This is a genomic window from Stakelama pacifica (assembly GCF_004361835.1).
GTDB lineage: Bacteria > Pseudomonadota > Alphaproteobacteria > Sphingomonadales > Sphingomonadaceae > Sphingomonas > Sphingomonas pacifica.
The window spans coordinates 20,355-31,906 of sequence record NZ_SNWD01000021.1; the positions used below are offsets into that span (position 1 = coordinate 20,355).

Annotated in this window: 13 protein-coding genes; 5 read left to right on the forward strand and 8 right to left on the reverse strand. The window is 64.3% G+C overall.

The annotated features are described in order from the left end of the window. Nucleotides 1–207: 207 nt before the first annotated feature. From EV664_RS18345 to traA, 4 genes are all read right to left on the reverse strand, one after another. Complete coding sequence (locus EV664_RS18345; RefSeq protein ID WP_024020837.1) at nucleotides 208–579, reverse strand: TFIIB-type zinc ribbon-containing protein; 372 nt, start codon at nucleotides 577–579, stop codon at nucleotides 208–210. Nucleotides 580–636: 57 nt separating this feature from the next. Then, nucleotides 637–930, reverse strand: coding sequence for a hypothetical protein (locus EV664_RS18350; protein ID WP_133497115.1), 294 nt, complete (start codon nucleotides 928–930; stop codon nucleotides 637–639). A 264-nt stretch (nucleotides 931–1,194) separates the two neighbouring features. Continuing rightward, the gene (locus EV664_RS18355) at nucleotides 1,195–1,905 is read right to left on the reverse strand and encodes a DUF6118 family protein (RefSeq protein ID WP_031309917.1); all 711 of its coding nucleotides are present in this window, start codon (nucleotides 1,903–1,905) and stop codon (nucleotides 1,195–1,197) included. 8 nt (nucleotides 1,906–1,913) lie between these two features. Further along, nucleotides 1,914–4,922, reverse strand: coding sequence for a Ti-type conjugative transfer relaxase TraA (gene traA, locus EV664_RS18360; protein WP_024020839.1), 3,009 nt, complete (start codon nucleotides 4,920–4,922; stop codon nucleotides 1,914–1,916). A gap of 173 nt (nucleotides 4,923–5,095) precedes the next feature. Between traA and EV664_RS18365 the strand changes: the two genes are divergently transcribed. The 5 genes from EV664_RS18365 (at nucleotide 5,096) to EV664_RS18385 (ending at nucleotide 9,481) form a co-directional block, all read left to right on the forward strand. Continuing rightward, nucleotides 5,096–5,404 carry a conjugal transfer protein TraD gene (locus tag EV664_RS18365; RefSeq protein WP_031309918.1) on the forward strand — a complete coding sequence of 103 codons (309 nt, stop codon included), beginning with the start codon at nucleotides 5,096–5,098 and terminating at the stop codon, nucleotides 5,402–5,404. Between the two features lie 37 nt (nucleotides 5,405–5,441). After that, on the forward strand, nucleotides 5,442–5,666 hold the full coding sequence (locus EV664_RS18370; protein ID WP_024020841.1) for a conjugal transfer protein TraD: 225 nt from the start codon (nucleotides 5,442–5,444) through the stop codon (nucleotides 5,664–5,666). Further along, entirely contained in the window at nucleotides 5,663–5,953 is a 291-nt protein-coding gene (locus EV664_RS18375) for a hypothetical protein (RefSeq protein WP_024020842.1), read from the forward strand. Before EV664_RS18370 ends, EV664_RS18375 begins: the two co-directional genes overlap by 4 nt. A 6-nt stretch (nucleotides 5,954–5,959) precedes the next feature. Next, nucleotides 5,960–7,636, forward strand: a complete 1,677-nt coding sequence (locus EV664_RS18380; protein WP_120326043.1) for a type IV secretory system conjugative DNA transfer family protein — start codon at nucleotides 5,960–5,962, stop codon at nucleotides 7,634–7,636. A 732-nt stretch (nucleotides 7,637–8,368) separates the two neighbouring features. Then, the gene (locus tag EV664_RS18385) at nucleotides 8,369–9,481 is read left to right on the forward strand and encodes a replication initiator protein A (protein WP_120326044.1); all 1,113 of its coding nucleotides are present in this window, start codon (nucleotides 8,369–8,371) and stop codon (nucleotides 9,479–9,481) included. Between the two features lie 89 nt (nucleotides 9,482–9,570). Here EV664_RS18385 and EV664_RS18390 read toward each other — a convergent pair whose 3' ends face one another. The 4 genes from EV664_RS18390 to parA all read right to left on the reverse strand — a co-directional run bounded on the left by EV664_RS18390 (nucleotide 9,571) and on the right by parA (nucleotide 11,485). Continuing rightward, nucleotides 9,571–10,035, reverse strand: coding sequence for a GNAT family N-acetyltransferase (locus EV664_RS18390; RefSeq protein ID WP_031309919.1), 465 nt, complete (start codon nucleotides 10,033–10,035; stop codon nucleotides 9,571–9,573). 92 nt (nucleotides 10,036–10,127) lie between these two features. After that, nucleotides 10,128–10,481: a hypothetical protein gene (locus tag EV664_RS18395; protein ID WP_024020845.1), complete on the reverse strand. Its 354-nt coding sequence runs from the start codon at nucleotides 10,479–10,481 to the stop codon at nucleotides 10,128–10,130. A gap of 39 nt (nucleotides 10,482–10,520) precedes the next feature. Beyond that, the gene (locus EV664_RS18400; protein WP_013041578.1) at nucleotides 10,521–10,835 is read right to left on the reverse strand and encodes a ribbon-helix-helix domain-containing protein; all 315 of its coding nucleotides are present in this window, start codon (nucleotides 10,833–10,835) and stop codon (nucleotides 10,521–10,523) included. Continuing rightward, nucleotides 10,832–11,485, reverse strand: a complete 654-nt coding sequence (gene parA / locus EV664_RS18405; protein WP_024020846.1) for a ParA family partition ATPase — start codon at nucleotides 11,483–11,485, stop codon at nucleotides 10,832–10,834. The genes EV664_RS18400 and parA overlap by 4 nt, the downstream gene beginning before the upstream one ends. Nucleotides 11,486–11,552 lie beyond the last annotated feature (67 nt).

The following is an 11,552-nucleotide window of genomic DNA, read 5'->3' on the forward strand; positions in this document are numbered from 1 at the left end:
TAGGCATGGCCGCCATCCCAGCTGACGCCTCCGTGGCTCCCGCTCCAGCTGACGCCGGCACCATGTGTCTTACGCTGCGCGGCCGCTGGCGAGACGGCCAGGAAAGCGATGACCACGGCGCCCAATGCAACACTGAACCTCCCACCCATGCTATTTCTCCTATGCGCCGCTCCGCTGTAACGCCTAAGGCTGCGCTGAACTAACGGGTCAATGGCGGAACAGGCCGCCGAGAAAGCCACCCGGACGATAGCCGCCGTGGCCACGGCCGTGACCACCACCATGATGGCGGTCGCCATGATGGCCTTCATCATACCCGCCCCAAGGTGCGGGCTGCGCATAGCCCGGAGCTGGCGCGGGCGTCTGAGGAGGATAGCCGGCGGGCGGCCTCACGGCGGCTTCGTAGGCAGCGTTCTTCTCGATGATCTTGTCGAGTTCGCCGCGATCAAGCCAGATGCCCCGGCATTGCGGGCAATAATCAATCTCCACGCCTTGCCGGTCGGCAAGGACGAGGTCCACGCGGCACACGGGGCAGAGCATCCCCTGCGCCCGTGTGGTCGTCGGCACTGTCTCATCAGTCATGATGCAATCCTTTAAGAATGCCGCAATCCAAAGCCCATCCTAACTGCGAGCGTAACCTTAGTAGCCGTATCCGCGATACCGTTCATGGCGATCCCGCCGCTCGTGCCTGCGCTCTCGGCGCTCCTCTCGCTCATGGCGATTGTTGTAGCCGTAATCACCACCGCGATTGTACCTGCCCCTCCAGGATTGCCGATAGCCGTGCCCCCGATCGCTGCCGTAGCCGCCATCCCTGCGGATCTGATGGTCGTACGAGGGGTTGCCGCTGTGCCCCCTGGAACCGCCATAGCCGCCATAGGATTGGGCCATCGCGGCCGGGGCGGCGAAGACAAGCGCCGCCGCAGCCAAGATCAAGGAACCTCTCATGCTCACCTCCATAGGATGTGACTAAACGCCACGATAATGAAATTAGCCCATCGAAGTTTAATCGCGCCGGAATGCAACCGACAGGTCCTGTTAACACATACCCGCGCCAAAGTGGCCCACATGCTCACAAGCCTTGTCCAAAGCGCGCATGCTGAGCACGTGGCATCCAAGCTGGACAAACAAGGACAGCGATTAGGAAGCCGAGACGTTCGGATACCGACTGTCCGAGAAGTGTCAGCTACTGCAGTTTATCTATTCTCCAATCTTCACCTCGATCGTGCAGCGCACCGCCTTCTTCCCTTTCTTGGCGGCCTCGCGGCAGGCTTGAAGCGCTTCGCGATTGCCCTCGGCGAGCGGATTGGCCGCGACGATCATCGCCCAGCTCGCCGGCGCGGCGCGCTGCATCAAGTGCTGCCCCGCTTCCCATTGCGTCGGTTCGGCCAGGACGCGCGCGGCCACGCGCTCGGGCCATTGCCAGCTCACCGGCATCAACCGCGCGACCGGCCCCGCCAGCGCCGCATAGAGCAACAGGCCTAGTAGCACCCCACCGATGCCGATCATATACAGCCAGCGGTTCTGCTCGTCGGCACGGCGCGCGGACAGCACCAGGCCGCGCAGATCGCCCATCACGCCGTCCACCGCCGATTTCGACGCCTGGGTGTGATTGCGCAGCGTGTTCAACGTCTCCATGACGGAAGCGTTTAAACGCCCTCCCATATTTTCCGGGGTGAGCGTCATCGCGGGGCTTTTCCGCATCGCGTCGATCTGCTGGACCAATATGCCCAGCACCTTTTCGGTGCGCTCCAGCGTCGGTTCGTAATCGGGAATGTCAATGGCCTCGCGTGCGGCGGTCAGTCCTTCGATGGCGCTGCGCAGCAACGACACCTCGCCGCGCAACTTCTCGAACGCCAACGCTGGATCGTCGCCTATCGGCTGATCCTCGCGATACTCGTCCTCGTCCATTCCCTCTCCTATCGGCTAAGGCCGCGATCACGGCCGATCCCCAGATCGTGTGTCAACTGGCGGCCAAGCTCGCCGCCGCTCATGTCGCGGGCACGGTTCATGCCGATCTCAAGCCCCAGCTCGCGGATGCGGCCGCGCAGGATCGCTTCCATCTGCGGATCGCGCTCAAGGCTTTTCGCCATGCCCGCCATCTGCTGTCCGGCCTTCTCACGGCCCGCCATGTCGCCGGCGCGATAGAGCCGGTCGCGCTCGGCGCTGAGCCCCTGCCAGCGTTCCACGAACCGATCGGCGCGCAAGTTCGGATCGGCGCGCACACGCGCCTCCTGCGCCATCACATCCATCATCGGGCCGCTGCGCCCCGCCGCCGCCTGGCGCAGCAAGGCGGGATCGCGCTGCACCGCTGCCGACAGGTCGCGCGAGGCCCCCGGCCTGATCTGATCGAGCGCCTGGGTCGCGCGCTCGAGCGCGACCTTCTGATGCTCGAGCACCGGCCTCCCCGATGCGTGCGCCTGCAGCACCGCCTCGGCCGAACGCGAGGTTCGTTCGACCGCCCGCACGAACGCGCGCTCCTGCGGGCGCGTAGCGCCTTTCGCCGGCTCGGCCGACAGCTTCAACCCGTCGAACATGCCCCGCCGCGGCTGTCGCTCGGCCGCGGCCTTACCCTCGCCGCCGCCGCGGCTGATCGTGCGAGGATCTTCGCCCATCTGGCGCGAAGATCCTCGCCGGGGACCAAGAAACTCCACGCCCTGCCTTTCGGGCGCATCCGACAAGCGGATCTCCCCGGACAATCCGCGCCGCTTGGCAAAATCGCGCACCTCCATGTCCCGGTCGCGGGGATAATCCGACGCCATATCCTTCGCCCGCTCGCGCGCGAGGGTGCGGACAAGCTCGCGCTGATCGGTGAAGTCGTCGCGGCCGTAATGGAGCTGCACGCCATCCCGGTGCCGCGACAGCGCCACATAAGCCGAATGGCGGTCCATGCCTGGGGTGGCGAGCACATGCGCCTGATCGACCGTCACCCCCTGCGATTTGTGGATGGTCGCGGCATAGCCATGATCGACATGGGCATAGTCCTTCAGGTCAAACGCCACCGATCGGCCATCATCGAGACGCACCGCCATGCTGTCAGGCGACACCCGCTCGACCTTCCCCAGCGAACCGTTCTTCACGCCAAGCCCGCGCTCGTTTTTCAGGAACATGATGCGGTCGCCGCTGGCGAACTCGCGTGGCCCCCGCTCGGCCGCCACGCGCACATCGTCGCCCAGCTCGCCGGCGCCGCGCAGCCGATCGCGCGCGGCCAGGTTCAGATCGCGGACCTCGGCATTGGTATGGGTTAGGATGATCCGGGTCTTGTCCGGATCGGCGCTGCGCTGTGCATCCCATTGGTCCACCAGCTCGGCCCGCGCCTCGTCGCGCGTGTCGGCCGCCTGCACCATCCCATGCTCGGCGTAGGCGTGGACGGCCTCGCCGGTCCTGCCGGTCGCCAGCGCCCTGGTCGCGTCGCGCTGCCAGCCCTCATGCTGCCGGCGAACCTCGCTGATCTCGGCCGCGCCGTGGCGCTCGGCCAGCGCGCGGAACGCCGCGCCCGCCTCGATCGCCTGCAACTGCTCGGCGTCGCCGACCAGCACCACCTTCGCGCCCGCGCGTTCGGCTGCCGACAACACCCGCTCCATCTGGCGTGTGCCGATCATGCCCGCCTCGTCGATCACCAGCACGTCGCGCGGCCCAAGCAGCTCGCGGCCATGGTCCCACTGATATTCCATGCTGGCGATCGTGCGCGAGGCGATGCCCGATCCGCCCTCAAGCCCCTCGGCCGCGATGCCGGACAAGGCCGCCCCGCGCACCTGGTAGCCGGCGCGCTCCCATTCGTCGCGCGCGACCCCCAGCATGGCCGATTTGCCGGTGCCGGCATAGCCGACAACGATGGCAATATCCTTGTCGCCGGTTATATGCGCAAGCGCGGCTTCCTGCTGACTGCCCAGCACCAGGCCCTCACTCCCGGCGGTGGACCGTAAGGACTGCTCCATCGCCGGGAGACCATGCCCCACCCTGTTAGCAAGCCGATCGGCGGCGCATTCCAAACGCTGCTCGGTGTCGATCATGTCTTGGCTGGTAAAGCGGTCCTCGCCGCGCCCGTCCTTGCCCAGCGCCACCAGTTCGGGCGCGCTACGCACCGCACTCATCACCTGGTCGAACTGATCCTTGCCGTCGCTGTGCCGGAACGCGAACTGCGCCAGGTCGCGCCGCGTGAACGTCGCCTGCTGCCGGGTGATCGCGTCGAGCGCGATCTCCGGCCTGGCGATGATCTTCTCGCCATTCTCCCGCGCGATCCGCACATGGTCGTCGGCGCGATCCGCATCCTCACCACGATCGAGGCGGCGCGATCCAGCAGGGCCGATCTTATGCTGCGGCTCAAGCTCGATCCCCTGCGCCTCCAACGTCCGGTGATCGATCCGCGCACCGATATCGAGCGCGGCCAGGCGCTCGTTAACATGGTCCGCCCATGCCTCGCGCCACTCCTTCAGCAGCGCATTGCTGTTCCACTCGCGCACCTTCTGGCCGAACCCGTCCGGCCCCACTTCGCGCATCGACAGCATCACATGCGCATGCGGCTTAGGGCTTCCATCCTTGCCGATGTCCCAATGCACATTGAGGTCCGCGACCATGCCGCGCTTCACGAACGCCTTCTCCACGAAGTCGCGAGCGAGCTGGATACCCTGCTTCTGATCCAGCTCGCGCGGGATCGAGAACTCCACCTCGCGCGCCAGTTGCGCGTCCTTGCGCTTCTCGCCCGCCTCGACTTCATTCCAGAGGCACGCGCGGTCGTTTAAACGCGCCGGCGCGCCTTCGGGCAGCCGCACTTCGGAATGAACGACGCCGGCTTTGTTCGAGAAGTCGTGATTGCGCCCGAGCCGCTCATCGTGCAGCTCGGATGCCGAACGATAGGCGGCCGACGCAACCGCGCTCGATCCGTTGGCGCGACTGATGACCTTGGCCGAGAAATGGTAGATCGCCATGACGGTCCCTATACTGCCTTCCTGAGCGCGCGTCGGCAACGACGTATAAGCGCGCACTCACACTCTCTGCCGTTCGCATGATTGACTTCGCCGCATTTCTGGATCGGAACGGTTCCTCGCGCGCGCGATCGTGCTACGCTGCGGCTCCCGATCATGGGCGCGAGGGAGAGAAGATGCGCAAGGTCCGCGACTATGACGCCGAACTGCGGGCGCTCGGCGACAAGGCCCGCACGCTCAAGGCGAAGAAGGTCCAGCAGCTCGGCGAACTCGTCACCTCCACCGGGGCCGATGCGCTCGACGCCGATGTGCTGACCGGAGCGCTGCTCCACATCGTCGCCGAAGCGCAGGTTGAGGGAAACCGGGAGGCGTGGCGCTCCGATGGCGCGGCCTTCTTTCAAGGACGCGGGCGCAAGGCTGGGCGACGCACTAGCAGCAATGCACAAGGCGGAAACCAAACTGGCACAGGCGAGGCGCAGGGTTGAAGCCGCCGCGCGCCGCGCCGATACGAGAGGATGGGTCGTGGCCCGCCGCGAACGCACGCGCCACCTGATCGAGCTGGGCGGCCTCGTCCAGAAAGCCGGCCTCGTCGATCTGACCGACGATGATCGCGCGACCCTCTACGGCGCGATGCTCGATCTCGCCGCGCGCGCCCAGGGCGAGGATGCCGACAACATGCTGGCGCTGTGGAAGCGGCGCGGCAAACGCGCGTTCGACGCGGAAGCGGAAGGGAGTGACGCACCATGAACAGGCTCGATGTCGAGGCGATCCGCGCCCAGGTTCGCGCGCTCGATTATGTGCGCGGCACCCCCGCCGAAATCGCTCTGTGGCGCGAAGGCGATGCCGAAGCCCGCGCCAATCTCGCGATCGAAGGCATGGACCTCGACGCCGACGAACACGCCCTGTTCGACATGCTGCGCGCAGAAGCTGTCCCCCCTCCCCTCGCCACCGCGATCGTTCTCAAGCTGCTCGATCATCCCGACGCCGACCCGGCGCTGGCGATCTCGCCGGCGACGATCCGGGCGGACGGGTAAGCGGCTATGGAATGGTTCCGCCAGCTCGGCCGTGCGCTCCGCAACCTCGCCCGTATCGCGCGCGAACAGCCGATATGGGCGATCACGGCCCTCGTCACCAGTCCGGTCGCGCTGATCCGCCACCTGTTCGGCGTGGTGGTCCTGTTCCTCATCACCGGCCTGGTGCTGGGCCTCGGCGTGCCGCTGATCCTCGGCAAGCTGCTCGGCCTGCCCCGCGATTCCAACATCTACCAAATCGTGATGATGCTGACGGGCCTGGTCATCATCCTCGTCACGCTCCGCGCCCTCTTCCAACCGCTGATCCTGCGCTATGGCGGTCCTGCCGGCGATGACACCCACGGTTCGGCCCGCTTCGCCACCGATCGCGAGACGCGCCCGCTCGCCCAAAATGGCGAAGGCCTGCTGATCGGCCGCGACCGTAAGTCGGGCAAGCTGCTGCGTTATGCGGGGCCGGCCCATCTGCTGACGATCGCGCCGACGCGCACCGGCAAGGGCGTGAGCACCATCATCCCCAATCTGCTCGACTATTCCGGCCCGGTCGTGTGCATCGATCCCAAGGGCGAGAATGCCCGCATCACCGCCCGCCATCGCGCGAAGTTCGGCCCGGTCCATGTCCTCGATCCGTTCGGGGTGACTGGTATCGCCTCGGCCGCGTTCAACCCGCTCGATCGCCTCGACCCTGCCGGCCTCGATCTCGCCGACGACGCCATGACGCTTGCCGACGCGCTGGTCTATGACGCTCCCGGCGAAGCGGGCGAGGCGCATTGGAACGAGGAAGCCAAGGCGCTGATCGCCGGCATCCTCCTGTGGGTGGCCTGCGACGGACAAGCGCAAGGCGCGGACCGCACGCTGGAAGCCGTGCGCGACTGCCTCACCTTCGCGCCCGATAATTTCCAGAAGATGCTCCGGGAAATGTCACGCAGCACGGACGCGCGGGGTCTGATCGCGCGCGCCGCCAACCGCCACCTGGGCAAGTCCGATCGCGAAGCCGCCGGCGTGCTGTCGGCCGCGCAGCGCCATACCCATTTCCTCGATTCCCGGCGCATGACGGCGGTGTTGGGGCGCTCGGATTTCACCTTCGCCGATGTAAAGGCGCAGGCCACGACGGTCTATCTGGTGCTGCCGCCCGATCGGCTCGCCACCTATGCCCGCTGGCTGCGCCTGATGCTCGCGCAAGGGCTGACCGATCTGGCGCGCGCGCCGGCCTCTCCTGCCCGCTCCGTCCTGTTCCTGCTCGATGAGTTCGCCGCCCTCGGCCGCCTCGAACCCGTCGAGCGCGCTATGGGCCTGATGGCCGGCTATGGCATCCAGCTCTGGCCGATCTTGCAGGACGTTCACCAGCTCCGCGCGCTCTACGAGCGCCGCGCCGGCACCTTCCTGTCCAATGCCGGCGTCTTGCAGATATTCGGGGTCAACGATCACGATAGCGCCAAGCTCGTCTCCGATCTGCTCGGCCAGGAGACGGTCGTGTTCGAGACCATGAGCCGCGCGATCGACAGCGACGAAACCGGCATATCGTTCGGCGCGCAGCATGTCGCTCGCCCGCTGCTCACGCCGGATGAAATCCGCACGCTGCGCGAGGATTACCAGCTCCTGTTCCTCGCGGGGCAACGGCCGATCGTCGCCGCCAAGCTCAAATACTATGCCGATCGCGAGTTCGCGGGCCGCTTCGACAAGGCGTGAGGCCGTTTAAACGGTGCGAGGATCTCGCGCCGGAAAAAACGGGCGGCCCTGGGAAGCCCGGAGAGCGCTATAGATGGTTCCGACGCCGAAACCCCTGACCTACGCCCGGAATGAGGCTGGGCGGGCCGGAAATCGCCCCTGTGGGGACGTTTCCGCCTCCCCAGCCCCTCTCGATCGGAACGCCCACATATCCGCTTGGCTTTTCTGGAAAGCCATTTTCGACGGTTGGGCTTGGTGATGTGTTGGCGATAGGGGTGTGACGGTCACGGCATACCCCGAATCAACAAAAGCGCGCCGGCGAAGCCGGCTCATTGTGGGGATGCCGGGTGGGAGGATCGCGTAGCGATCCGGGGCGGCCGAAGGCCGCGAGCCGGCGGGGCGGAGCCCCAAGAGGCGGCGCTTTTCTTCCTTTCGACGTCGCCTCAAGCGGGGTGGTCTAAAGTTATCCACAGCCTCGCTCTAGTGTTAATATATGGGTTTAGAGTCGTGTTACGGGATTTGAGCGGTTTTATAGTACGTTGAAAATAAAGGATTAATTGGCGTTTTTGTAATGCGCGGTGAATCCGCTCTGACGAAAAAGCGAATCCAGAGTGACGATAGGGTGAATCCATTCTGACGATAGGCCCGCCCCCTCCAAGCGTAATCGAAATGACGATAGCGCGGGGTGAATCTGAAATGACGATAATCCGCTTGCGTATGTGAAATGACGATAGTAGCTGTGGCGTTCGTGAAATGACGATAGACTCCGCCCCTTCCCTGTTTGACGCGCCGATCGCCGCGCCGTCCACGGCCGTGGACGGCGCCGATCGCACGCCGCTGCTGCCGGTGCGGCACCCTAACCAAGACCTGTTCATCTGCGATGTTCTCGACGCCATCCCCAAGGACGACATGGCCTCGATGGAGCATCCGGTTTTCTCGCTCTCGACCAAGCCCGACAACCGGATGCGGCGCTATGAGCATAACGGCAACGTTATCGAGATTATCCCCTCGGGCAAGGGGCTGGCGACGATCCACGACAAGGACATATTGATCTACTGTATTTCGCAGCTCGTCGCGAAGATGAATCAGGGCCAGCAACCTAGCCGCACGGTGCGCCTGCAAGCCTATGACATGCTCGTCGCCACCAACCGGCAAACCAGCGGCGAAGGTTATCGGCTGATGGCCGACGCCCTCACCCGCCTGCGCGGGACCACGGTGCGGACCAATATCCAGACGGGCGGTGTCGAGGAAACGCGGATTTTCGGGCTGATCGAAGAAGCCAGAATCACGCGCAAGACGTTCGACGGCCGTATGCTCGATCTGGAAATCACCCTGTCGGATTGGGTCTATCGCTCGGTCATCAGCAAGAATGTTCTGACGCTTCACCGCGACTATTTCCGGCTCCGCAAGCCGTTCGAGCGGCGCATGTATGAGCTGGCCCGCAAGCATTGCGGCGTGAAGGACGAATGGAAGATCGGCCTGGAGCTGCTGCAAAAGAAATGCGGCTCGAACAGCCCGCTCCGGGTGTTCCGGGCCTTGGTCAAGAAGGTCTGCGAGCATGACGCGGACCACGGCCATTTCCCCGACTATGCGGTGACGATGGATGATGACGTGATCCTGTTCCGCAACCGCTCGGGCCTCAAGTCCAAGCCCGATCCGCTCGCCAACGCCGGCGACGATGCGCCCTATATCGACCCGGAAACCATGCACGACGCCAAGACGGCCGCGCCAGGCTATGACGTGTATGCGCTTTATGACGAATGGGTGTCGTGGTGGCACGACATGGGCAAGCCCGAGCTGAAAAGCCCCCGCGCCGCTTTCCTAGGCTTCTGCAAGAAACGGCACGAACGCAAGCCACTGCGCTGATCGCTTATGTGGACAAGCGTTCATGTTCACATGCAAACATATCGACTGATCCGGCTTTATCACTTTCTGGTCGATAGCTACGGACTCGACTACAGGTGAAGTCCAAGAAAGGATGCGCCGGGAACCGGGTTGAAGGAAATCGGCTCCGCCGCGACGAAACCAAGAGTCTCATACAGCTTGCGCGCGGGGACGAACTTCGCTTGCACATCGAGCCTCATTTCGCTGTAGCCCACAGTGCGAGCTTCCTCGATCAGACGTTCAGCGAGCGCGCGACCAAGATGCCGTCCCTGAGCCTGGGGACGAACATATAGTCGTTTCATCTCGCATATCTCGTGCGTGACTTGGCGCATCGCTACGCAGCCTTCGATTTCCCCCTCCCGGTCCGCAAGCAGCACGCATCCTTTGGGCGCCGCATACTTCCCAGGCAAGTTTGCAAACTCAGCGTCATTATTCTGATAGTCGAGATTGACCGGCGAATTAGCGATGAACTCACGCCAGATGCCCAGCACCGAAGCTGTGTCACGAGGAAAGATCGCGTGCCTAATAACTACCATAGCGTGATTGCTTCGCCGAAAATCGTGGCGGCAATAGGACAGTGTCGTGGCGTTAACTGCCATGTTTGCATGTGAACATGACGACATTGAGTTTAACTTCGGCCCAGGCTCCTTCCGATCAACCAAAGGTGGAAAACATGGGCCGCCACGAACGCGCCTCCAATAACGATCAGGGACGGTAACAGCATCCCCTCCTGCCCCGGCCTCGGCGTTAGGGTCATCGCTGCAACATTGAACAGCCCCAGCACACAGATCGCAAGGAAGGGCGTGAAGCTGAGAGCTAGAACGCGAGGTGCGGACCAATTCACCAAATTGGAAAGCGGCTCTGATCGTGAAAGCCGCCATTGCATCGGCAGTTTCCTTTCCTGCCGGAAACGGGCGTTTGCCCGGATGGACAATCCGATCATCACCAGTGCGAAGATGGCGGACACGATTAGCACGGCCATGAGTTTTCCCCTAAGCTATATGTTTGCATGTGAACATGCTCACTTGCCTACAGGACTTTCCCCCATCTTTCGGAGCCAGTCGTTGAACGCCTCGGCCATCGCGTCCTGCAAGCTCATGCCGTGCTTGCGGGCGGTCATGTGCATGGCGAACGACATTTCCGGGCTGAAATAGCCCGTCATCGCCTTCTTGCCCTGACGGCTCGGCGCAACCGGGCTGCTGCTCGAACTGCTGCCGGTGCCTACGCCAGTGCTGCCGGCGATCGGCACGGCCGCCCTTCCCTCCGGCTCGGCCGACGCCGGCGTTGGTGCGGGATCGCGATCCCGCAATGCAAGCAATGATCCCTTCCGGCTCATGCGCTGGCCCTCCGCTTCGTTGATGCTTGCATGTTTACATGCTCGCATGTCCACTTGTAAAGCTGGCGCACCTCGTCTGCCGCCTTGCCGTCCGGCTCGATCTCCATCGCGGTTTTCCCCTCGGCCGCCGCGTGACGGAACGCGGCGCGATCCGCGACATGCAGCGGGCAGGCGTCCAGCCCATAATCCTGCACGAGCTGCGTCGCTTCCTCATACATGCGCGGCGCGGTCGGGCTTCCCGCCGTGAAGATCACGAAAGCGGGCTTGCCGCGCATCTTCACAAGGCTGGCGGTCGTCTTGATCGCGGCCAGGTCGAACGCGCTCGGCCGACATGGGATCAGCACCAGGTCGGCCGCCTCGACGGCGGCGCTGGCGGCGCTGTCGGCATGGGGCGGGGTGTCGATCACGATGAACTCCGCGCCCTGCGCCGTCGCTTGCTCGATCTTGGCGGCGAGGCGAGGGGGGGCGCTGTCGATCACGACCGGGGGCGCGTCCTGCCGCCATGCCGCCCATTGGCTCGCCGTCGCCTGCGGATCGAGGTCGATCACCAGCGCGGTATACCCGGAATCCTCGGCGGCTGCGGCCAAGTGCAAGGCGAGGGTGGTCTTGCCCGCCCCCCCCTTCTGGCTGATGATCGCGATTGTTGGCATGTGAATAACCTTACATGAACTCATGTTTGCATGTGGTCATAGCGCAAGCGGCTATCGGATGAAAGGG